Origin of the sequence: Proteus sp. ZN5, assembly GCF_011046025.1 — a bacterium.
Classification (GTDB): Bacteria; Pseudomonadota; Gammaproteobacteria; order Enterobacterales; family Enterobacteriaceae; genus Proteus.
Map to the genome: position 1 here is coordinate 565955 of NZ_CP047639.1, position 24165 is coordinate 590119.

Sequence of the window (24165 nt, forward strand, 5' to 3'; positions counted from 1 at the left end):
ATTTGAAAGAGGTTTTATTGATTTGATGCACTTGGGATTAAAAATAATTCAGCGTATAATCATCTCGTTATTTCCTTTTGACCCATTCAAAAATGGAAGATCATCGTCCCCGGTGGGGCGGCTGGACTTCAAATCCAGATGGGGCCGCCAGCGGTCCTTGGCAGGTTCGACTCCTGTGATCTTCCGCCACTTCTTGTTTTATCACTTTCCAATAGCATCTTGTTATCTTTTTGCCATATTGTTGCCGTCAGTTATCAGTTAAAAGATGTGGAGGGGTAAGGGCAAATATTGCAGCACTGAAAAATTTACTGAAAAAAGTAAGTAAAAAAAAGGCATTTTAAAAAATTAAATATTTTAGCTTACAACCCCTTTTTATATTTAATGAGTAAAAAAAAGAATAAACATTAAAAAGTTTAATTTATTTTCATTGGTTAATATTTATTTAGTCTTTATTTCACTCATTTATATAAACTCCAAATAATTTATTATTATTTCTGACTAATCACTTTTTTTTATACTCACAATATACAAGCTATGATTTTATTTATTATAAAAACCTGTAAAAAGTGTATTTAATAGTCAAGTCACTGATCTCTATAAGCAATAACAAGAGTAATAATAATTTAAATTATAGTAAATAATGTTTAATATAAAGATTAAGTAATATGAATGTTTTTTTAATAAATATACCGTTTTATTACTCTTTAATAATATTGCTGGTTATTTAGTGACCTCAAGTATTCTAATTGTGATGTAAAATAGCATAAATCATATTATTTACCCATTATATAAAATAAATAACCATATTAGTTATATATGCTTAAATTTGGTTGTTATAGATAAAAATAATGATAATTTATAATAAAATAATAATTGATGCTGTTGGTTTGATGTTGAGTGCAACATATAAATTTAATTATACTTTTTTATATCTATACAATGATCAAGGAATTAAAATGAAAAAATTAACACTCTTAACGCTTTCGTTAATTGCGAGCTTTGGAATGATTAATAGTGCAAATGCTGTTGATGGCGTAATAAACTTTACTGGCGAAATTACAGCTCAATCTTGTAAAATTGACGGTGATACTCAAGGAAATAAAACAGTTAATTTAGGTTTTGTGCCTGCATCAGCACTTGCCGCTGAAGGCCAAACTGCAGGTAATCAAGTTTTTTCAATGAAATTAACAGAGTGTACTGGCGCTGCAACTAAAGTAGCTACACATTTTGAATCTCTCTCTTTAGCTTCAGCAGAAAATAGATTAAAACTAGATGCTTCATCTACCGCAAAAAATGTAGAAATTGCACTGTATGATCAAAATGGGGTATTACAACCAGTGAATGGTACAGTACCAGAAGCTAGTTATATCGATATTACAGATAATACGGCGACATTAAGTTATATTGCTGCTTATTACGCGACAGGTGTAGCGTCAGCAGGTTCTGCTAACTCAGTTGTTTCTTATACATTATCTTATCAATAAGCTAATGGCTGTATATCAAATATGTAGAGCATAAAGGAGTACGATTAAAAGTACCCCTTTATCTCTTCCTTTAGAATTTTTTGTGTTATCTAAGGAAGATAAATTAATGAAATTGTTTTCATCTGCTCTTTTTTTATCACTCTTATTTTTTTCCTTTCAATCCGCCGCTAATGTCATTATTAATGGCACTCGTGTTGTTTATAAAAGCGATCAAAAAGAAGTTACTCTTAGTTTATTTAGTGAAAATGAACTTCCTACATTAGTGCAAGCTTGGATTGATGATGGTAATTCAAAAATAGCAGATCAAAAGCAACAAATGAAAAATGTTCCTTTTGCGATTGTTCCTCCTATGTTTCGAATGGAGCCCCAGCAAGGGCAATCATTAAGAATTATTTACACGGGTAAACCATTGCCAGTAGATAGAGAGTCTGTGTATTGGATAAATATTTTTGAAATTCCCCCGATGGAAGAAGATGCGCCAGAAAATAGTTTACAAATAGCCTATCGTTCTAGGATAAAATTATTTTTTAGACCTATCGAAATTGGTACAAAAACAACCGATGAATTGTCACAATCACTCAGTTTTAAATTAGTGAATAATAATGGATTAAAACTGCAAATTGATAATCGCTCTGGCCAGTATATTTCTTTCTCTACACTTAAAATAAAATCTGAAAATCAAGTTTATGATTTTCCAGTAACTGATTTGGGAATGATCCCTCCATTATCAAATAAAATTTATAATTTAGATAATAAGTTTAATAAAAATAAATTAAATATCACTTATGAAATAATTAATGATCAAGGTGGAAGTTCTATTTATCATAAAGAACTCTAAAATTATGAATGTAACGCAAAATAAATTAAATAAAATTTATTTATTACTCTTAGTGACTGCTTTATATGCAAGTGGTAGTCATGCTAATGATACAAAGCGTTATAAATTTAATCCTGCTTTTGTTATTGGAAGTGATGATAGTTCTTATGTGGTTTCTAAATACTCCCAAGGAAATCCGATAGAGCCGGGTAATTATATAGTAGATATTATTTTTAATAATAAAGAAAAAATAAGAAAAGATATCTTTATATTTAAGGATGGTGGGGAAAAAACATATCCTTGCGTGACACCTGATATGTTAGAAAAATTTGGTGTGGATATGGAAAAAATAAAAGATGTTAGCCAGTTAGATAATAATGGTTGCCTTATTTTTGATGAAAACATACCCGGTATAAACGTCAATTTTAATTCGTTGAATTTAACGTTAAATATTGATATTCCAATGATATTTGTTAAAACTTCACCGCATGGTTATATTGACCCCTATGTTTGGGATGATGGAATTGTTGCTGGTTTTGTCAACTATAATTTTAATGGTACACATAGAAAAAATTCAGATAATAATTTGAATAAAGAGTCTAATAATTATTTTATTATGATGAATAGTGGATTTAATTTGGGTCTTTGGCAATATCGAAATAATTCAAACTTTAATAGGAATTCTCATGGAGATAAAAAATGGACATCATTAAATAACTATGTGCGCCGATCTATATCCTCTATTCACTCTTCATTAATTATTGGTGATTATTTTACCTCAGGGCAGTATTTAGACAGTATTCAGTTCAGAGGTATTCAATTAGCTTCAGATAATAGTATGCTGCCTGAGTCTCAACGAGGATATTCTCCTATTGTTCGTGGGATCGCTAATTCAAATGCGACGGTCAGTATTTATCAAAAAAATAATTTAATATATGAAACAGTTGTATCTCCTGGAGAGTTCGAAATTAAAGATCTACTTTCTACAGGATATGGTGGCGATTTACAGGTGAAAGTAAAAGAAGCGGATGGAAGTACGAGTGAATTTACAGTACCTTATTCATCGGTTGCACAGCTTTTACGGCCAACGATGTTGCAATATGACATTGTTGTCGGTGAACTAAATAATTCTACAATAAAAAACAGCCCAAAATTAATTCAAGCCACGGTTGCTAAAGGGTTAAATAATTATATTACCTCTTATATAGGCTCTCAATTATCAGAACACTATCAATCAACAATATTAGGTAGTGCATTTAATACGAGAATGGGAGCATTAAGTGCAGATATTACTTTTTCTCGCGCTGATTTAGGAGAAGAAACAAAAAAGGGATGGAGTTTAAAACTCTCACATTCAAAAACCTTTGAGGCAACCCAAACCTATTTATCGATAGCTGCTTATCGTTATTCTAGTGAAGATTATTTTTCTTTGTATGATGTCGCTTACTACCGTGATAATAAAGACAGTGTTCAGCAAAATCATTCCTATGCACAAAAAGGGCGGTTTGATATTACGATTAATCAGCCCTTATCTAAATACGGCACGTTATATTTATCAGCATCAGATACTACATATTGGGCGCGTAGTGGCAGTGAAAATACATTACAGGCTGGATATTCTTTTGATATAGGTCGTGTTAATACGGGAATTTCTGTATCCAAAATAAATAATACGACTTTAGATAAAGAATTTGGAGGCGGTACAAAAGAAACCCAATATATGCTTTCTCTAAATATTCCTTTTTCCGATCCTAGTAGTCGTAATTTTTATTCATTAACTAATTCTACTAATTATTCCGAAAGCTCAGGAACGAGTAATCAAGTGGGTTTAAATGGATCTTTTTATGATAATTCATTGAATATGTCTTTAGCTTTTGCTCAAGATTCACATCAGAATAAAAGCTTTTCTGGCGCTGCATCTAAAAATACCAGTAAAGGGCAATTTACAGCGACATATAATCAAGGAAACCATTTTAAACAATACACCGGTAATATGATGGGCTCACTAGTTGTACATAGGAATGGATTGACATTGGGTCAATATACCCATGATTCACTTGCCTTAGTTGAAGCAAAAGGGGCTGAAGGTGCAAAAGTAAATAGTGCCTCTAATGTCTATATTGATTCATTTGGTTACGCTGTTGTTCCTTATATAAATCCTTATAGAAGAAATACAATTTCTCTTGATCCTCAAGGTATTTCTGCGAAAACAGATTTATTATCCACATCGACTAATATTGTGCCTTATCGTGGTGCAATCGCTAAAGTTAAATTTGAAACAGTGATTGGCGAAAAAGTATTAATTACTGTCGAACATTCCGAAATACCTATTGGAGCCAGTGTAAAAACAAAAGATGGGCGTTCTGTAGGAATGATGGGACAAGCGAATACATTGTATGCCTCTGGATTAGAAAAAGAAGGGCAATTAATAATCAATTGGGGTAAGCAAGCTGGGCAATCATGCACTGTAGATTACGTTATCCCTGATGTTGAAGATAATGAGGCACAGCCCGTTTATATTAATCAACTTACACTCCCTTGTAATTCAAGATAAAGGATTGACTATAATGAACTTATTAAAAAATATTTCTTTTTTATCATTCTGCATAGCCTTTCTTTTACCTTTTATTAGTACTTCTTCTTTTGCCGCTAATTGCAAAAGAGAGTCTGGTTCTATTTTTAGACCTTATGCAGAATTTCCTAATGGAACTCCTATCCCTGGGGTTAATAATGGTAACTATCCTTTTCCCGTTAACCAAGTTAATGCATCCTTTAGAACTGCAGAAAATACAACGAACGCCGCAAATTGGAGAATGAAATGTACAGGCCCTGTAACAGTTATGCCTGTACTTGTTCCGATTAGAAGCTTAGAGCCAAGATATTCATCGACACACCCTAATTTGCAAAGAACGTTAACACTTGGAAAGTTTTATTATGGCGCAGAAGTCACATACACCTCTCCGTTAGGTGAAACGCAATATTTCACAGGGAAGGCATTAAGTAAAACAGAAATGACACCATTTCCTCTCGCTTTAGATGCAACAGCCAGTAATCCGGTCTATCTCACTCTTGATGATTTTAATATTAGTAGTGCGGTGATGTATGGATATCAAACGGATGAATATTCTAGAGAAACTAATTGGGGATGGGGAGGAACTATGGAAGACATTTACTTTTACTTTGCTGATGGTGTTAATCCTATTAAAAAGCCTTCGGATCATTTATTTACTATTTTTTATTCATTGAGAAGTGTCAGTTTTTTAATAAATACCTGCAATATTTATACTGAAGATAAATTTAAAAATGTAAATTTAGGTCGAGTTTCTAATCGAGACTTTTCAGGTCCTTATGTTGGTAGCACAACTAACCCAGTACAGTTTGATCTTCGATTAAATTGTCAATCTGGTGTGAGAGTTTCTTATACCATTTTTCCATCACAAGCAGATAACGAAGCTGATCCATCAAATCAATTAGGCTTAATAAAACTAACACCAGGAAATGCGGCTAAAGGGTACTCGCTCCAATTAAGATCATTACCATTTGGTCAATCTACAGGAAATTATATACCCGTTCCTTTCTTTCAGCCGATAAACTCTCCATCAAAAACCAAAGGAGATGCTAATGCTGTCACTTCGTCTGATAGGATATATTTTGATGCTAGTTATTATCGAACACTACCAGCATCACAATCAACAGGAGGCAGCGCTAATGCGACAGCTATTATAAGTATTGATTACCAATAGGCTTTAGCAAATTAAATAGCGTATTCACGACTCTTTTACACGATCAATAAAACAGTCTGCTTTGCACCAAAGCAGACCTTACATTCACTATTTTTTCTTATTGAGCATCGACTTTAAATCAGCAAAAGGATTATAAGTGGCTGCACCTACATCATCTTGTGCATCTTCACCAGCGACAACGGTCGTGCCGTATTGGTCTGCTTCTGTGTATTTAGAGTGTTCATGATCATGGCAAAATAGACACAATAACTCCCAGTTACTGCCATCCTCTGGGTTATTGGTATGGTCATGATCAATATGATGAACGGTTAGTTCACGTAAGTTCGAATAGACAAACTCACGCGCACAACGTCCACATACCCATGGGTAGATTTTCAGTGCTTTTTCACGGTAGCCACTTTCCAACCGTGCATAGTTTTTTGGGATCAGAGCCATTGCTAGTATTACCTGTTATAAAAGAAAGTTTGATAATAGTTTTTCCAATATACTCTGAATGCGCGGATAGGTTCAAATTTCACAACTCCAATTTCTCTCAATAAACCACTAATCTTACAATCTAATGCACTCTTAGAAATTACAGGTATAATTTCAAAAATTATTTAGCAGATTTAGGCATAAAAATGGCAAAACTTACCTTACAAGAGCAAATGTTAAAAGCAGGGCTTGTGACCAGTAAAAAAATGGCAAAAGTCCAAAGAACGGCAAAAAAATCACGTGTTCAAGCACGAGAAGCAAGAGAAGCCGTAGAAGAAAATAAAAAAGCCCAACTTGAACGCGATAAACTGCTTAGTGAGCAACAAAAACAAGCCACTTTATCTAAAGAATATAAAGCGCAAGTTAAGCAACTTATTGAGATGAATAGAATTACGCCAGCAAAAGGTGATATTGATTTTAACTTCACTGACAATAATGTGATTAAGAATATCGTGGTGGATAAACTGACACAATCTCAATTGATGAGTGGACGTCTCGCGATTGCTCGTCTGGATAATGCGGATAAAACGGAATACGCAATTATTCCAGCCAGTGTTGCGGATAAGATTACACAAAGAGATGTGGACTGTATCTTGTTGAATAACGCACTTAGCGAGACAGAACAAGATGAAGACGATCCTTATGCTGATTTTAAAATCCCAGATGATTTGATGTGGTAATAAGCAAAGTAGCTTATTAGCTCAAAGGCATAGTCTGTATAAGCATTGTGCTTTATACTGCATCTGGAAATTTTTGTAGATAAACGATTAAGTAGGCGATAATGGCAATGAACGGAATAATCACAAAGTGGTTTGAAGATAAAGGTTTTGGATTTATTAAAGATGAAAACGGTGATAACCGTTATTTTCATGTGATTAAAGTTGCCAACCCTGCTTTGATAAAAACAGATGCCAATGTCACGTTTGAACCAACCACAAATACCAAAGGCCTATCGGCTTACGCGGTGAAAGTGATCCCAGATAGCAAATATGTTTATATTGCAGGTGAACGAGTTAAACTGGCATCTATTAAATCATTTCGAATTTTTAGTGAAGAAGTGTCCGCAGATACGCATATCAATAAAGAAAACACCGTACTTTCTGTCGGTACTTTAATGAATAGTATCAGACCAAAATCAGCGGATGACTCTAATAATATGCGCACGTTAAGAAAGCTTGCGATCACCACAATGCACGGAACTGAAATAGTTTTTACTGAAGATGAACTTGATATCGATGAAACAGTAAAAGCACTTAAACTGTAATTATCGATTTTTAAAACGGGCTTTTGCTATGCGCTTTTATTGGTGCTTGGCTAATGGGATGAACAAAATGAAGTTCACTCGCATGAAGCATCAATCGCGGAGTCCGTTCAGTTCCTTCCATTCCTTCAATGAAACCCCTATCGCACCCACCATATAAATCACAACCTAAAATAGGATGCCCTATAAACTGGCTGTGAATACGAAGTTGATGCGTCCTTCCCGTTTCAGGCATGAATTGTACTCGTGTTAAAGGCAACAACCTTCCATCTTCTAACGTATGATAAAAACGCTCAATAACGCGATAACGAGAGCGTGCTGGTTTGCCATTAATAGAGCAAATCGACATTCGTGGAAACAGAGCGGGATCTTTTGCAATCGGCGCATCGATTATTCCTTCACTATCACCCAAATATCCACACAGTAGTGCATTATATATTTTGGTTACACTGCGCTGGCTAAATTGTTGACACAAAAGGGCATTGATTGCTTTATTGCGTGCCACAATCATCAATCCTGATGTGCCAAAATCAAGCCGATGAACAAGAGTACATCCTGAAAATAGCTTCACTAATCGATAATGTACTGAGTCTATATTTTGTGGATTTTTTCCTGATAAGCTCAATAATCCAGTTGGTTTGTTGATAAGGACTAAGTGCTCGTCTTGATAAAGGATCTCGATTTCATCATGGCAAGGTGGGGCAATAAAAGTATCGATAATCGTAGACATCAGCTTATCCGCAAAAAAGAAGGAAGTGGATGATAGCGAATTTTAGGTTAAGAGGCGAATATAGAGATATACTCTTGGTAATTCGAATATGGCGAGTATAAACGTTAATCCTTGGGGATAACTTATGAACAATGAAATCCACTTTAAATATTATGATATGGTCGAAGAGTATGCGATGGAATCGACAGAGCCAGTTGCTGAAGCAGAAGAAGATGCACTTGCTCTCTACTTCCAGTTGCTACTTACTCGATTAATGAATAACGAAGAAATTAGTGAGAACGCACAGCAAGAGATGGCAAAAGAAGCGGGTATTGATAAAAAACGCATTGATGATATTGCCATGTTTCTTAATCGCTGGGGTAACGAATAACACGTATTGAGCTCATTAAAAAATGGGCTCAATATTATCCTAATTCACAAAATACCACTCTGATCCTACATAACTGTATGATTTAACGTATACTCGTTATGCACTTTATTTCACATAAATTCGCAAAAAGAACAGAACTGCTTTTTGGATGCGTGCTGTTTTCATAAGATGTTTTAGATTAATTTATTGGGTGAGATATGCTGGATTTTTTAAAAAATTATGACAATTTAACCATCAGCGAAAAGAAAGTATTAAAATATCTCACCGATAATATTGCGGATATTCCGTATTTAAATATTAATGATTTAGTCGCTAAAACCTTTGTATCAAAAACGGTTATCATTAATTTATCGCAAAAGTTAGGATTTAGTGGATTTAAAGAGCTTAAATTCCAAATTAATAATTATATTTTAACGAGAAATAAAGTCGAAAAAACTAATGCGGCGTCTTATAAAAAACAATTAGAAAAAAATATCCATAAAACATTTACCTTAATAAATGAAGAGCAAATTCAGGAGTGCGCGAAAACCTTACGCCATTCTAGAAATATTTTTATTGTCGCAAGAGGTACGAGCAAAGCGGTAGGGTATTACCTTGAACATCTATTGTTTGCATTAGGTCTACATTGCTTTTTTATTAATGATTACAACTTATCTGATTCGTTTACACGCCTTGTTAATGAAGACGATACGGTTATCTTTATCTCGCTTTCTGGTGGTACCAAGAAAATCATTGAGACAGCAAAAATTGTGCAGTTAAAAGATGCCAATATTATTAGTATGACAGCATTTAACACCAATGAATTAACCACTTATGCAACTCATGCTCTATTTTGTTTTGCTGATAATCATGATACTAAAAAAGATGATACCAAATCCCGTATTGGCTTTTTTATGCTGGTGGATTTACTGATTAATGAATTGGAAAATCTACTTTAAAAAGAGATAACAGTGCCTATATGATTTATTAGATCCTCATTTTTAATGATTAAAGCGTGAAGAGTATTAATATATCTCACTAGATTAATCATCGCTTATTCTAAAATAGCCTTTCTTTTCAATCTTACTTCCAAGTCCTAAAATAAATATTATTTAATAGAATAATATGATTTATTCACTGCTCTTTATAAAGCCGATAATTAATAAAAAGACCTAAGTCATAAAGTATGACCTGAGATAATATTTAAAACCAGTACGTCATTCATTTCCTATAATCCCTAAGATAGAGTACCTCGGTAATTCTTTTATATTCGAGAAGTCATAAGGAAAAAAATATGGCCAGGAAAAAGTTCAGCGAATCTATTCAGCGCTTTGGTAGAACCTTACTTCTGCCTATCGGCGTATTGGCACCTATTGGTATGATCTTAGGGATCAGTGGTGCTTTAGTTCAGTCTTATATGATTGCACGCTTTCCTTTCTTAGGAAATGAAACAGTCAATGCTCTATTAGTCAGTATCCGTACTATTGCCGGTGTAGTGTTTGACAATATTCCACTCTTATTTGCGATGGGTGTGGCATACGGTATGAGCCACAAAGATAAGGGGATAGCGGTCTTTGCCTCCGTTGTCGGCTATTTAACCTTGATAAGCACTATCAATATCTGGCTGGTATTGACAGGAAAGCTTGCTGATCCAGCGATTATGACGCAGGTGGGGCAAATCAAGGTGCTTGGTATACAAACCATGAATATCAGTGCCGCAGGGGGGATTATCACAGGATTAATCGCCGCATGGGCAACGGATAAATTCTATAACCTCGAATTACCGACTGCATTTGCCTTCTTCTCAGGGAAAAAATCTGTCGCCATTATTATGGTCGGATTGATGATCTGCGTAGGTGCATTACTACCATTTATTTGGGAAGTATTAGTGATGGGCTTAACTAAGCTCTCGGTAGTCTTCTTAAGTCCTGTCGGGCCTTTCTTTACTGCGGGCGGTGAACGTCTATTTATTCCATTCGGTTTACATCACGTCTGGAACGTACTGTTTAGATTTACTGAAGCTGGTGGTTCTTATGTGATTGATGGACAAACCTATGTGGGCGTTGTTCCGGCAATGACAGAAGTGTTATTTAACCAAGGACCAAGCAGTGAATATTGGGCAATGATGCCAAGCCTGACGCGTTTTATGGCTCAGCAACAAATGTTGGTGACGCTGTTCCTGTTCCCTGCGATTGCATTAGCAATTTATAAAACCTCGAAAAAAGAGAATCGCGCTGAAGTTAAATCAATGCTGGTGACGATGGTCTTAACTGCAATGTTAGGTAACGTTACCGAACCTCTTGAATTTACCTTCGTCTTTATCGCACCGTTACTGTATTTAATTTACGCGATTATCGTGGGTATTGGTGCAGTTCTGCTCTCTTTTGCTGGTGTTGCGATCGGTTATATCCGAGGCACAGTCTTTGACTTCACCATCTTTGGTTTACTGTACGAACACACTAACTGGATCTTCTTAGTGCTGATTGGTAGTGCGCTTGCTGTTGTGACCTACTTCATTTTCTACTGGGCTATCGTCAAATTCGATATCAAAACACCGGGTAGAGAAGAATCAAGCAATATGAAAAATACGCTAATCAAAGAAAAACGTTATGGCGAAATCGCAGAGATCCTTATTAAAGCCTTAGGTGGTAAACAAAATATTCGTAATGTTGATAACTGTATTACACGATTACGTATTGATATTAATGAAGTGAATCAAATAGATAAAGAATTAATGTTGGGATCTGGATGTACAGCATTCTTCTTTCCAGCAGCAAACCATGTCCATGTTGTTTATGGCCCTAAAGTCGAATTTGTTCGCAATGCTGTTGATGAAGCAATGAAGAAATAAAAGGATACATGATGAGAGCGTTATACGATTCTAAAAGTAAAACAATCGACGATCGCGGTATTAAAAATCTGCTGTCCAATGAAGCTAAATATTCAACTTGGTTGATGTTTGAAGCAATGTTAGCGCAAGCACAAGCTGAATACGGGTTTATTCCACAGTCTGCCGCAGATGAAATTAAAGAAAAGGCGATTATTGAGAATATCGATTTCGAAGAGATGAACCGCATTTATCAAAAAATCGGTCATGGCTTTGTGCCTTTCTTAAAAGTTCTGGTGAATGCATGCTCTGAAGAGAGTGGTAAATATGTGCATTACGGCATTACCACGCAAAATATACAGCAAAGCTCACAGCTGTATATGATGAAAACTGTACACGATAAGTTCATGTTATTGTTGAGCGAAATTATTGAAAACTTATCAAATCTCGCTGAAAAAACAAAACATATGGTAATGGCAGGTAGAACACACGGTCGTCATGCTATTCCTATCACTTACGGGTATAAAGTTTCAGTGTGGATCAGCGATTTTATTGATTGCTACCAGCGCATGAAAGAGAGTGAGAAACGTGTATTCACCATTATGATGGGTGGCGCAGTAGGTGCTTTTAACTCAATGCCTGAAGTTGGGATGAAAGTACAAAAACGCGTTGCTGAATTAGTGGGTATGCAAGCAATGGAAGTACCATCACGTAACCTAAGTACGCATAAATTAGAGTACATGATGAACTTGGCACTGATGGCAAATATCTGTCATAAAATTGGTGAAGAAGTTTATAGCACGACATTAGAAGAAATTGCTGAGGTTTCTGAAGGATTTACAAAAGGCACTGTGGGTAGTAGCACGATGCCTCATAAAATTAATCCAAAATTAGCGAAAGGTATTATTGCTAACTCACAGAAACTGTACTCATTACCTAATGTGGGAATGTACTCTGCGGTAAGACCTTATGAAGGTGACAGCAGTTCTTATATGTTATTCGATGGCTTAATTGAAGAAGCATTAGAATTAACAACAGAAATTTTATTAAGAACAGAAGAGCTTTCAAGAACCATCGTTCCTCATGAAGAGAGAATGCTACATAACGTGATGAGAAATAAGGGATTAGATAATACCGAATACGTTATGATGAAAATGGCAGAAAAATTGGGTAAAGATAAAGCGCATTCACTGTTATATGAAGAGGCCATTAAAACGGCAGCAGATGGTGAAGATTTTTATACTAACCTGATGAAGAATGAAACCATTACGGCGGCCTTTAATGCTGATGAAATTAAGGCAATGCTTGATCCTCGTTCTTATATCGGTTTATCCGTTGAACTTGCTGAGAAAGAAGCGAAACGTGGGTTAGCGATTTCTAAAGAAATTAAACAGAGCTATAAATAAAGTCATCAAGTATCCATAAGTAAGTCATTATCAGTTAAGTCGAGAGCCACTCATTTGAGTGGCTCTTTTTTTATTTAAGAAGTAAAAAATGGTCTCTCCCTATAAAAAGAACGATATGCTCAGAAAAATAAAACAATGTTTTATATTTTTATTGATGGTTTTGTTTTTTATTGATATCGTGTCCCTATAAAAGTGATGCATTTTCACACATTATCATTAATGCCTATCAAGGCTAGGAATTGAGGTTCATTATGCAAACTCGTCAAAGTATTCATAGCGACCATGCCAAACAACTAGATACAGAAGGCCTGCGCCGCGAGTTTCTGATAGAAGAAGTTTTTAGCCCTAATAAACTGACAATGACTTATAGTCATATCGACCGAATTGTATTTGGCGGAATTATGCCAGTAGACTCTACACTCACTTTTTCTAATGAGTTAGGTAAGTCTTTTGGTGTCACCTATTTCCTAGAGCGCCGTGAATTAGGCCTTATTAATATTGGTGGCGCAGGTGTGATTACGGTTGATGGCACAAACTATGAAGTAGGTAAAGCAGAAGCGCTTTATGTAGGAAAAGGCGCTCGTGAAGTAAGTTTTAAGAGCGTTGATCCTGCACATCCCGCTAAATTCTATTATAACAGCGCACCTGCACACACTACTTACCCAACACGTAAAATCACACAAGATCAGGCTTCTCCTGAAACATTAGGGGATGCAAGCACCAGTAATCGTCGTACTATTTATAAGTATTTAGTTCCTAATGTATTACCAACCTGCCAATTAGTAATGGGTATGACTCAGCTAGAGGAAGGAAGCCTTTGGAATACCATGCCTTGTCATACACATGAACGTCGTATGGAAGTCTATTTCTATTTCAATATGAAAGAAGATGCTGCGGTATTCCATATGATGGGTAAACCAGATGAAACTCGCCATTTATTAGTTCATAACGAACAAGCCATTATTTCACCAAGTTGGTCTATTCACGCAGGTGTTGGAACACAAGCTTATACCTTTATTTGGGGTATGGTGGGTGAGAATCAGGTCTTTAGCGATATGGACCACGTTGCGGTTCGCGATCTGCGCTAATCAGATAAATGTATTACTCATAATAAAGTCGCCACTAAGTATATGAATTGGTGGTACATATTTCCTATATTCGAGGTAATAGTATGATCCTGAATGCATTTGATCTGAAAGGTAAAGTCGCCATTGTAACTGGCTGTAATACAGGTTTAGGCCAAGGTATGGCATTAGGTCTTGCTCAAGCGGGTTGTGATATTGTGGGGATCAACCTTGTTGAACCGACAGAGACTATCACTGAAGTTGAAGCACTTGGTCGTCGTTTTTTAAGTTTACAAGCTGATGTGAGTAAAACAAATGAGTTGCCAAAGCTGGTGGATAAAGCCGTCGCTCATTTCGGACACGTTGATATTTTAGTCAACAATGCCGGTATTATTCGCCGAGAAGATGCGATTAATTTTACAGAGAAAGATTGGGATGATGTTATGGATCTCAATATTAAAAGTCTCTTTTTCATGTCTCAAGCGGTGGCTAGAAAATTTATTGCTCAAGGTACAGGCGGTAAAATTATTAATATCGCCTCAATGCTTTCATTCCAAGGTGGCATACGTGTGCCGTCTTATACCGCATCTAAAAGTGGTGTTATGGGTGTAACCCGTTTGTTAGCAAACGAATGGGCAAGTAAAGGCATTAACGTTAATGCCATCGCTCCGGGCTATATGGCAACAAATAACACTGCGGCTTTACGTGCTGATGAAGAGCGTAATGCGGCTATTTTAGAGCGTATTCCGGCTGAGCGTTGGGGTGTTCCAAGTGACATGATGGGGCCTGTTGTTTTCTTAGCATCTTCGGCTTCTGATTATGTTAATGGCTATACCATCGCAGTCGATGGTGGTTGGTTAGCGCGTTAATACGCTATTGTTGAAGAAGGCGCCAAAAGGCGCCTTTTTTCGTTGAGCTGGGAATAAGGGGGCTGCATGTTTTTTGATAACTATTGGTTTGCCCAAGGTATTGGTGTTCTGGGGTGCCTTATTGGTGCAACTGCCTTTATGCAACGACAAGATAGCAAACTGAGATTTCAGCTTACGCTCAATGGCCTTTTGATGTCTATCCATTTCTTTTTGATAGGCTCAACAGTAGGAGCCATTAACTGTTTATTGTGTGCAATCCGAAATTGGGTATCGGGCTATTCGCGTAATATTGGGATCATGTTGATCTTTATTGCTTTAGCATGGTTTCTAGTGATCCCCAAAATCATACATCCAATACAATTCTTAACGTTATTTGCGACGACGTTAACAACCTATGCGTTATTTCGCTTTAACGGCATTTTGCTTAGATTATGTATGTTAACCAGTACGTTATGTTGGTTAACGCATAATATTTGGGCAGGTTCAATTGGTGGAATAGTACAAGAAAGCCTTTTCTTGGTTGTGAATAGCCGAACTATTTTTAAACTTTATAAAGCGAAATTACAGGGTGCGTTATGACAAAGAGAAATAAAAAATCCATCAATATATTATTAATGGATTTTCATTATAAACAAAGAGTTAGGCTTAATTTTTAAATATTTTCAGCCAAGACATTGGTGTCTGTGTAGCTAAAAGGGTAGTCGTGGAAACCTAATCCAGCAGAAATATTTGCTGCCGCTTCATGTAATTGCGCGATTAACGCAACTTTATTTTCTTCTTGGAAACGAATTAAAGGTAGAGATAAAGAGAGACCGGCAATAATTCTGCCCATACGACTATAAATAGGCACAGCAAAACAGCGCAAGCCATGTTCCATTTCTTCTTTATCTTCTGCGTAACCTTGTTTGCGAACTTGTTCTAATTCAACAAGTAAGGCATCGATATCTTTCAGTGTGTATTTTGTAAAAGGTTCAAAGGTCACATTAGCCAAAATAGCGCGAATTTCCGTTTCTGGAAGCCAAGCCAGCATAATTTTACCTAGCCCAGTGCTATAAAGCGGACGGCGACGACCAATGCGAGAATACATCTGTAAATTGTATTCAGAGTCTATTTTATGCAGATAAACAATGCTGTCTTCGTCTAATGTACCGAGGTGAAGCGTTTCTTTAGTTAGTTTTCCAAGGCGATACATTTGCTCATCAGCAAGTTTAATCAAGTCTTGGTTTTCAAGTGCTTTTGCGCCTAACTCAAATAATTTTAAGTTAAGAGAATACTTATCTGTTTCACCTTCTTGGGAAACATATCCTAACGTTTTCATAGTTTGTAAAAAACGATAGACGGTGCTTTTAGACATCATGATCCGTAAGGATAACTCTGTCACACCAATCACTTTTTCCTCGCCAAGTGCTTGTAATATAGCGAATACTTTGAGTACAGAGGAAACTGAATCAGGAGTGTTTTCTATTTCAGACATTGTGAGTCCTAAAAAATGATTTATTGTTTCATTATATTTGAAATACCACAAAAATTATAGCGATTAGCGATGATGATTCAATAAGGTTAACGTTTTTTCATCATGTAACGTGTTGTTAATCACAGTATTTTTAAATAAAAAATATCTAAATATGATATTTTTTTATGTGTATCACTTTGAATTTAAAGTAAATAGAGATAAATAGCCGTCATGGTTTTGTATATGTTATTGGGTATCTGAATACGCGATAACATGATAAGTACTTTATGGCTTTTTATAGATCTTCTTTAAACTTACTTTCTTATGTATTTTGAAAACAATGACAATATCACAAAATTAATGAAATGTTGTTTTAAATCTTTTTAATTGAATCGATTTAAAATAAAATGACCTTACTGCTAATGTGAAAATGGAAAGCGCTATGGCTATCAATGTGGCTGTTATTGGCGAATGTATGATTGAACTATCCGAAAGTCAGGCGAATATTGTGCGCCATTTTGGAGGAGATACTCTTAATACTGCTGTTTATTTGACTCGCGCAAATCCCAATTTATCTGTTCATTATGTAAGTGCGTTAGGTACGGATCCAATGAGTAGTGCCATGTTAGAGCAATGGCAAAAAGAAGGCGTACATACTGAATTAGTCCAGAGATTAGACAATAAATTACCCGGACTTTATCTCATAAATACGGATAACCAAGGAGAGCGTACTTTCCATTATTGGCGTAACGACGCCGCCGCACGATATTGGTTACGATCACCAAAAGCCTCAATGATTTTTCAGCAACTACTTGATTTTGACTATATCTACTTAAGTGGTATTAGTTTAGCTATTTTACCTCCTGAAGACAGAGAACAGCTTTTACAACAATTAGCTAAGTGTCGAGATAAAGGTGTGAAAATTGCCTTTGATAATAACTACCGCCCAAGATTATGGGAAAGTCTCGATGCTGCGCAAAAAGCCTATCAAGCTGTTTTATCGCTCACTGATTTGGCTTTTCTTACATTAGACGATGAATTTCTTCTTTGGGGGGATAGCGAAGAAGCGCAATGTGTGACAAGAGCGATTGCGTTTGGTGTTGGTGAAATCGTGATTAAAAAAGGTGCAGAGCCTTGCCTGATTATACAGCAAGGATATTGTGAAGAAGTTCCTGCCATAAAACTCAATAAACAAAGTGTCATTGATACAACTGCTGCGGGTGATTCATTCAGTGCAGGCTATCTTGCTATGCGGTTAGCGAGTAAGTCCGCCGTGGAGTCTGCGTGTTATGCACACTTACTTGCAAGTACGGTTATTCAACATCGTGGTGCGATTATCCCAGTAGTCGCGATGCCACATTCCTCAATAAAAGCGCCACTTATTCATTCAACGAGACACACTATGTCAACATTACTTGAACAACTTTCGGCACTAAAAATTATTCCTGTTATCGCAATTAAAAATGCAGATGATATTGTCGCATTGGGTAAAGCATTAGTTGAAAACGGTATGCCTAGTGCTGAAATAACCTTTCGTACACCCGCGGCGGCAGAGGCTATTCGCCAGTTAAGAAATGAATTCCCGAAAATGATCATTTGTGCCGGTACTGTATTAACGAAAGCACAGGTTGATCAGGCCATTGAAGCTGGTGCGGATTTTATTGTGAGTCCGGGATTTAATCCTCGTATTGTGCAGTATTGCCAGCAAAGAAATATTCCTATTATTCCTGGTATTAACACGCCAAGTTTAGTTGAAGAGGCAATGGAACTAGGTATTAATCTGTTGAAGTTTTTCCCAGCAGAACTTTCTGGTGGTATTGGCATGCTTAAAGCATTGAGTGCCGTTTACCCCGTCTCTTTTATGCCGACTGGCGGAGTTAATGCCAATAATGTGAAAGATTATCTCGCATTATCTCGAGTTGTTGCTTGCGGTGGTACATGGATGGTGCCTTCAGATCTTGTTGATAATCAAGAATGGGAAAAAATAGGCGCTCTTGCTAAAGAAGCAATGGCAGCTTTGTAATTAAATTTAAACACGGATTTAAGAGGGTAACCTGATGATCACTGGAAATTTAAAGCAACTTGATGCAACAATGCTGCCGCCTGCACTGTTAAAATTACTCACTAAAGAAGAGTTATCGTTAAATGCTTTGCAAGAGAAGAGTGAAGGGACATATAACATTATTAATAATGATGTTTTTTATATTATTTCCACACCGACTACCGATCGTGAAGAAAACTTAAAAAGTGAGTTTCATGATCATTATCTTGATATTCAAGTTGTGCTTAAGGGGCAAGAGATGATCTCTACCAGCACAACGATTACTTATCCTCATCAATATCAAGAAACAAAACCAGATCTGATTTTCTTAGATAACCCACCTATTACAACCCGATTATTACTTGATACAGGGGATTTTGCCATTTTTTATCCTGGAGAAGTTCATCGACCTACTTGTCAGGTAAATGCTTCGCAGAAAATTAAAAAGGCAGTTTTTAAAATCAGCAAAACTTGGCTGGCAACCCAATAATAATAACTAGGATCTTCATCCTATTATTCCCCATTCTAAATATGATTATCGGCTACTTCCCCGCTCAATAAGTAGCCAATAATTCAGATTTCAAACGAGTTTGTAGTTTATTCTAGAATATATATTTTCTATTTTTTTACCGCTAAATTATCTTTTTTAGATAGTTTAATTCTTTTATATCAATAAGTTGTTTTATTTATAAAATCAAAAATATAAAAATGGTTATCTATTTTCAAAAAATAGGAACGCCATTTCATTTTCTTGAATTCGATCACTGAAATATCGTCAAATTCAAGTAGCATTAACACTATCAAAATACGCAAACCCATAAGGGGTTCACATGCATACAATGAATGTTTTGCCTAAGTTATCTCTTATCAGCACCGTTGTAGTCGCTAGTCTTTTTTTAGCGGGATGCGGTGAAGATGACAAAACAGATAGTCCTGTTATTTTGAAAACAGCTTTTAACCAATCTGAAAAAAATCCTCAATTCAAAGCATTGGAAGATTTCAGTCAAAAATTAGAAGCTGCTACGGGGGGGAAATATAAACTCGAAATTCATCCTAATGAATTATTGGGTGACCAACGTGCTGCTCTTGAATTAGTTCAATCAGGAGCTATTCAATTGGCTGTGGTTGCTAACCCTCTTGTTGAAAACTACAACAAAAACTTCTCTGTTCTGGCGATGCCTTATATCTATAACGACTCAGAACACCAAAGAAAAGTTTTTACAGGTGATATGTTAGATGGCCTATTTAGCTCAACCAAAGGAAATGGTTTTGAGGTACTTACTGCCTATACCGCGGGTGCTCGTAGTATGTATGTGAAAGGAACCCCTGTTAAAACACCTGAAGACATGAAAGGAAGAAAGATCCGGGTTATGCAATCTGACACCATGGTGAAAATGCTGTCTTGCATGGGTGGAACAGGTGTTCCTATGGGACAGGGTGAAGTTTATTCCGCTATCCAACAAGGTGTTCTTGATGGCGCAGAGAATAACGAAATCACTTATGCTGACTTGAAACAGTATGAAGTTGCACCTCATTTCTCTTATACCCGCCACGTCATGGTTGCCGACTTACTTATCGCGAATGAAGCATTCTTAAACAAGATGAGCCCTGAAGATCAGGCGACTTTCCGTAAGTTAGCAAAAGAAAGTACGGTTACTGAGTTTGATCTCTTTAACCAAGCGTTAGATACGGCTCGACAATCTGCTATTAGCCAAGGTGCAACATTTACTGAGGTTGATATCAAGCCATTCCAAGAGCGTTGTAAACCGCTACAAGAATCAATGCTGACCACACCAGAACAGAAAGATATTTATAATAAGATCCGCGCATTAGCCAATTAATGCCGTTTGTTACAAGGGGCTAAATATTTAGCCCCTATTATAAGGATCAACCATGGAACCTTCAGAGAATTTACCCTCTCCAAACGACGCTAATACGCCTGTTGCAAAAAAGGATTTTTATACTTTTTTAACGAGTATTAAGCAAAAAATAGATACCATCGTCGCTTATTTTTGTATTTTTCTTGTGGGTTTAATGACGATACTGGTGACTTACCAAGTTGTGACTCGTTACCTATTTAATGATCCTAGCGCAGTCAGTGAAGTACTTTCTCGCTACCTATTTATTTGGTTAATTTTAATTGGTAGTGCTTATGTATTTGGATTACGTGAACATATCGCGATTACGTTCATGCGTGATCGTATGCCTCATAAAATTCGTATTTGCCTTGAAATTTTAGGTGAGTTCGCCACAACTGTTTTTGTGTTATTGGTGCTCACTATTGGTGGCTACATCGGTATGAGTCGCCAAATGGGACAACTTGATTCGGCACTGCAAATCCCTATCGGGGTTATCTATGCAGCTATACCTATAAGCGGTGTTCTCTCAGTTTTTTATTGCTTATATAACCAATATGGATTGGTTAGACAACTTTCTTCAAAGCAAAAGGTGTAACCATGGATATTGCAATTGTTGTTGCCCTAGTCATGTTTATTGGTGCATTCCTTCTCTTATTTATTGGTACACCAATTAGCGTCAGTATTGGACTCTCTTCTTTCTTCGCCATGGCAATGATATTGCCTTTTGACGGCGCTATTTTAACATCAGCTCAGCGAGTATTCGTGGGGCTAGACTCTTTCGCACTCTTAGCAATCCCGTTCTTTATTCTGGCGGGTAACTTAATGAATAACGGCGGTATCGCTATTCGCTTAATTAACTGCGCTAAGTTAGTCAGTAACTTTTTACCGGGACCTTTAGCACAAACTAACGTTGTTGCAAATATGCTATTTGGCTCAATTAGTGGCTCTGGTGTTGCTTCTGCTGCTGCGATTGGTGGCATCATGTCCCCAATTCAAAAGAAAGAAAATTACGACCCCGCTTTTAGTGCAGCAGTGAATATTGCATCAGCACCAACGGGTATGTTAATTCCACCAAGTAATACACTGATTGTTTATGCAACGGTTGCAGGGAGTGTTTCGATTACTGCGCTGTTTATGGGGGGCTATATTCCCGGTATTTTATGGGGACTGGGTGTGATGTTAGTGGCAGGTTTTATTGCTAAACGTCGCGGTTATGTTGCTGAAAAAAATACCATGAAAGGACAAGCATTTAAGCTCGTGCTTGATGCTGTTCCTAGCTTAATGATGATTGTGGTTGTTATCGGTGGGATCTTAGGCGGGATTTTTACTGCAACAGAAGCTTCAGCCATTGCAGTTGTGTACTCTTTAATCTTAGGTATGTGCTATAAAAATATCAAAATAAACCATTTGCCTACTATTTTCTTAGCAACAGCAAAAATGACAGCAATTGTTATTTTGATGCTCGCAACATCTTCAATTATGTCTTGGGTAATGGCATTCACTAAAATCCCTGCCATTATCGCATCAGGCTTACTCTCTTTTACTGATAGCTTTTTAGTTATCTTATTGATTATGAACTTAGTTTTACTGTTGGTTGGTACCTTTATGGACCCAACACCCGCAGTATTAATTTTTACGCCGATTTTCCTACCAATTTGTACTCAATTTGGTATGGACCCAGTTCAATTCGGTATCATGATGGTGTTTAACCTTTCACTAGGTACGATAACACCGCCTGTTGGTCCTATTTTATTTACTGGTTGTAAGATAGGTGAAATTAAGATTGAAGGTGTAATTAAGCCACTATTACCTTTCTTTGCTGTGATTATTCTTGTGTTGTTATTAGTGACCTATCTTCCTGCAATTTCGATGTTCCTACCTCAAGCAATGGGATTGGTTGGATAATATTGATAAAGCTGCTAGGGGAAAAAGTAATATAAAGTATCCAAAATAAAACAAGCCTGATTGTAAAAGGCTGTTATAAAACAAGAAAAAAGAGAGGGTTATTTGACCCTCTCTTTATGTTTAATAAACTGTTTTTCAGGGGATTTATTTAGCCAATCAATCCATGAACTAAAATAATACCGATACAAATTGGGCCAACATAACGCCATACCAGTAATAAGCTTTGACGTTTTAATCCAGTGATGTTTTCAGGAATAAGTGCATTCGCTCTACGTGACCAACCAAAGATCAAACACATTGCAATACCAAACAGTGGCATCAAAATATTGGACGTCAGATAATCCAACAAATCAAAGACTGTTTTACCGCCTAAAGTCACATCACTCATAGGGCCGAAAGATAATGAAACGGGAATACCCATCAGCATAATAGAGGCGGTAACGACTAATCCAGCACGACGACGAGTCCACTGAAAACGCATTTGTACATAAGCTACGATATGCTCAAGTAATGAAATTGCAGAGGTTAACGCTGCCATTAATAACAAGACAAAGAAAGTTACTGCTAAAATATTACCGCCGGGTAAGTTGGCAAAATAAACCGGCATAGTCATAAAGGTTAAACCGGGGCCTGCATTTGGCTCTAAGCCTGCGGCAGATAATGCAGGGAAAATCATTAATCCAGCAAGGACACACACCATACAAGATAAAATAACCACCCACATACTGGAGTTAGCGATACCTTTGTTGTCCGCTAAATAAGCACTGTAAGTGATATGAATACCTAAACCGATAGACAGTGAGAAGAAGGCTAACCCTAACGCATCTAATACGCCTTGAGGGGTTAACTTACTAAAGTCAGGGTAGAGAAATAATTTTAAACCTTCAGAAGAGCCGGGCAAGCTAATACCAACAATAATCAATAAAATCATAATGATAAATAACATCGGCATCATGATTTTAACCGCTTTTTCTAACCCACGTTGTACACCCGCTAAAACCACAAAACAGGTTAATCCAGCAAAGGTAAGGTGAGCCAAAATAGGCCATAAAGGATCACTAATAAAGTGGGTAAAAATACCAGTTAATTCAGCACTATCTGTAATATTCAATTGACCTGTTGCCGCCATAACGGCATAGCCAATTGTCCAACCACCGACAACACTATAAAAGCTATAAATACACCAAGAGCTGAATACACCAATAACACCGATGATGACCCAATTGCGCCCCATCATTTTTTTAAATGCGTTAACAGCTTCAGCATGTGTACTACTGCCCAAAATATTTTCAGCTAGTAATACAGCAAGTCCGATAACAAAACTAAATAATAAGAAAACAATTAAAAATGCACCGCCGCCATTACTGGCTGCGACATAAGAAAACTTCCAGATTGCGCCAATACCAATTGCAGAGCCTGCGGCTGCTAAGATATGGCCAAATCGTGATGTCCATTGTTGGCTCATTTTGCCCCCTGTGTTATCGAGTGCATGATAGAGGCTATCGCCATACAGTGGTTTATTGGTAAGACGTTGTAACTCATCATCCTTATGGTGAAACTAAACATCATAGAAACTCCCCTAAAAACAGTTCCACCAGTCGGGGCACAACAAAAAGCCACCTTACTGGTGGCTTTTGCAAAAAAATGAACGTGCTCGGCCACCTAACGAAGGAGTAGTAGGTTTAGGCCTAAGAGTCGGTTATTGGTGTTCATGTTCATCTTTTTGCTCTTTATTGAAATGAATTTGGTTGGTTGCAGTGATTTGTTGATTGTCACTGCTAACAAATGACCCTTTTGTTATATCACAAAACTAAATTATTAAAAGTCTTATTTTTAAAGACGATAGATTGTTTGCATGAAATAACGATCAAAAAAAGAAAAGA

The 24165-nt window shown here is 36.6% G+C and carries 22 protein-coding genes, 1 tRNA gene and 1 pseudogene; 20 read left to right on the top strand and 4 right to left on the bottom strand.

Annotated elements, in window-relative coordinates; genetic code table 11:
• Positions 1-94 precede the first annotated feature (94 nt).
• From GTK47_RS02715 to GTK47_RS02735, 5 genes are all read left to right on the top strand, one after another.
• Positions 95-189: transfer RNA gene (locus GTK47_RS02715), tRNA-Sec, on the top strand.
• A 767-nt stretch (positions 190-956) separates the two neighbouring features.
• Positions 957-1484, top strand: coding sequence for a fimbrial protein (locus tag GTK47_RS02720; RefSeq protein ID WP_165122050.1), 528 nt, complete (start codon positions 957-959; stop codon positions 1482-1484).
• A gap of 106 nt (positions 1485-1590) precedes the next feature.
• A complete protein-coding gene (locus GTK47_RS02725) occupies positions 1591-2322 on the top strand; it encodes a molecular chaperone (protein ID WP_165122051.1) in 732 nt (243 codons plus the stop codon).
• A gap of 4 nt (positions 2323-2326) precedes the next feature.
• Positions 2327-4855, top strand: coding sequence for a fimbria/pilus outer membrane usher protein (locus GTK47_RS02730; protein WP_165122052.1), 2529 nt, complete (start codon positions 2327-2329; stop codon positions 4853-4855).
• 13 nt (positions 4856-4868) lie between these two features.
• A complete protein-coding gene (locus tag GTK47_RS02735) occupies positions 4869-6044 on the top strand; it encodes a fimbrial protein (protein WP_165122053.1) in 1176 nt (391 codons plus the stop codon).
• Between the two features lie 87 nt (positions 6045-6131).
• On the opposite strand, the gene yajD is transcribed toward GTK47_RS02735, so the two are convergent.
• Complete coding sequence (gene yajD, locus GTK47_RS02740) at positions 6132-6479, bottom strand: HNH nuclease YajD (protein ID WP_006534437.1); 348 nt, start codon at positions 6477-6479, stop codon at positions 6132-6134.
• A 185-nt stretch (positions 6480-6664) separates the two neighbouring features.
• Here yajD and GTK47_RS02745 point away from each other — a divergent pair, with 185 nt between their 5' ends.
• Positions 6665-7198 carry a DUF2058 domain-containing protein gene (locus GTK47_RS02745; RefSeq protein WP_165122054.1) on the top strand — a complete coding sequence of 178 codons (534 nt, stop codon included), beginning with the start codon at positions 6665-6667 and terminating at the stop codon, positions 7196-7198.
• A gap of 101 nt (positions 7199-7299) precedes the next feature.
• Positions 7300-7782 carry a cold shock domain-containing protein gene (locus GTK47_RS02750; RefSeq protein WP_165122055.1) on the top strand — a complete coding sequence of 161 codons (483 nt, stop codon included), beginning with the start codon at positions 7300-7302 and terminating at the stop codon, positions 7780-7782.
• 10 nt (positions 7783-7792) lie between these two features.
• Here GTK47_RS02750 and GTK47_RS02755 read toward each other — a convergent pair whose 3' ends face one another.
• On the bottom strand, positions 7793-8509 hold the full coding sequence (locus GTK47_RS02755; RefSeq protein ID WP_165122056.1) for an RluA family pseudouridine synthase: 717 nt from the start codon (positions 8507-8509) through the stop codon (positions 7793-7795).
• A gap of 124 nt (positions 8510-8633) precedes the next feature.
• Here GTK47_RS02755 and GTK47_RS02760 point away from each other — a divergent pair, with 124 nt between their 5' ends.
• From GTK47_RS02760 to GTK47_RS02790, 7 genes are all read left to right on the top strand, one after another.
• On the top strand, positions 8634-8879 hold the full coding sequence (locus GTK47_RS02760; RefSeq protein WP_088494225.1) for a DUF2543 family protein: 246 nt from the start codon (positions 8634-8636) through the stop codon (positions 8877-8879).
• 197 nt (positions 8880-9076) lie between these two features.
• Complete coding sequence (locus GTK47_RS02765) at positions 9077-9817, top strand: MurR/RpiR family transcriptional regulator (protein ID WP_098941581.1); 741 nt, start codon at positions 9077-9079, stop codon at positions 9815-9817.
• A 335-nt stretch (positions 9818-10152) separates the two neighbouring features.
• The gene (locus GTK47_RS02770) at positions 10153-11709 is read left to right on the top strand and encodes a PTS transporter subunit EIIC (RefSeq protein WP_165122057.1); all 1557 of its coding nucleotides are present in this window, start codon (positions 10153-10155) and stop codon (positions 11707-11709) included.
• 11 nt (positions 11710-11720) lie between these two features.
• Complete coding sequence (locus tag GTK47_RS02775) at positions 11721-13091, top strand: adenylosuccinate lyase family protein (RefSeq protein ID WP_165126445.1); 1371 nt, start codon at positions 11721-11723, stop codon at positions 13089-13091.
• A 251-nt stretch (positions 13092-13342) separates the two neighbouring features.
• Positions 13343-14179 (top strand): 5-dehydro-4-deoxy-D-glucuronate isomerase, encoded by an 837-nt coding sequence (kduI, locus tag GTK47_RS02780; protein ID WP_165122058.1) that lies wholly within the window; start codon positions 13343-13345, stop codon positions 14177-14179.
• Positions 14180-14262: 83 nt separating this feature from the next.
• Positions 14263-15024, top strand: coding sequence for a 2-dehydro-3-deoxy-D-gluconate 5-dehydrogenase KduD (gene kduD / locus GTK47_RS02785; RefSeq protein ID WP_165122059.1), 762 nt, complete (start codon positions 14263-14265; stop codon positions 15022-15024).
• A gap of 66 nt (positions 15025-15090) precedes the next feature.
• Positions 15091-15603, top strand: coding sequence for a YgjV family protein (locus tag GTK47_RS02790; protein WP_165122060.1), 513 nt, complete (start codon positions 15091-15093; stop codon positions 15601-15603).
• 73 nt (positions 15604-15676) lie between these two features.
• Here the strand turns inward: GTK47_RS02790 and kdgR are convergent, their stop codons facing one another.
• Positions 15677-16498 carry a DNA-binding transcriptional regulator KdgR gene (kdgR, locus tag GTK47_RS02795; protein WP_088494232.1) on the bottom strand — a complete coding sequence of 274 codons (822 nt, stop codon included), beginning with the start codon at positions 16496-16498 and terminating at the stop codon, positions 15677-15679.
• A gap of 421 nt (positions 16499-16919) precedes the next feature.
• Here kdgR and GTK47_RS20450 point away from each other — a divergent pair.
• The 6 genes and pseudogenes from GTK47_RS20450 to GTK47_RS02820 all read left to right on the top strand — a co-directional run.
• Positions 16920-17834: pseudogene (locus GTK47_RS20450) on the top strand (sugar kinase); the annotation flags it as partial.
• 45 nt (positions 17835-17879) lie between these two features.
• Positions 17880-18500 (top strand): bifunctional 4-hydroxy-2-oxoglutarate aldolase/2-dehydro-3-deoxy-phosphogluconate aldolase, encoded by a 621-nt coding sequence (locus GTK47_RS20455; RefSeq protein WP_241256099.1) that lies wholly within the window; start codon positions 17880-17882, stop codon positions 18498-18500.
• Positions 18501-18534: 34 nt separating this feature from the next.
• On the top strand, positions 18535-19008 hold the full coding sequence (locus GTK47_RS02805; protein ID WP_165122062.1) for a YhcH/YjgK/YiaL family protein: 474 nt from the start codon (positions 18535-18537) through the stop codon (positions 19006-19008).
• Between the two features lie 340 nt (positions 19009-19348).
• Positions 19349-20359 (top strand): TRAP transporter substrate-binding protein, encoded by a 1011-nt coding sequence (locus tag GTK47_RS02810; protein ID WP_165122063.1) that lies wholly within the window; start codon positions 19349-19351, stop codon positions 20357-20359.
• Between the two features lie 52 nt (positions 20360-20411).
• A complete protein-coding gene (locus tag GTK47_RS02815; RefSeq protein ID WP_165122064.1) occupies positions 20412-20972 on the top strand; it encodes a TRAP transporter small permease in 561 nt (186 codons plus the stop codon).
• A 2-nt stretch (positions 20973-20974) separates the two neighbouring features.
• Positions 20975-22282 (top strand): TRAP transporter large permease, encoded by a 1308-nt coding sequence (locus tag GTK47_RS02820; protein ID WP_165122065.1) that lies wholly within the window; start codon positions 20975-20977, stop codon positions 22280-22282.
• A 148-nt stretch (positions 22283-22430) separates the two neighbouring features.
• Here the strand turns inward: GTK47_RS02820 and GTK47_RS02825 are convergent, their stop codons facing one another.
• Complete coding sequence (locus tag GTK47_RS02825; RefSeq protein WP_165122066.1) at positions 22431-23747, bottom strand: sodium-dependent transporter; 1317 nt, start codon at positions 23745-23747, stop codon at positions 22431-22433.
• Positions 23748-24165 lie beyond the last annotated feature (418 nt).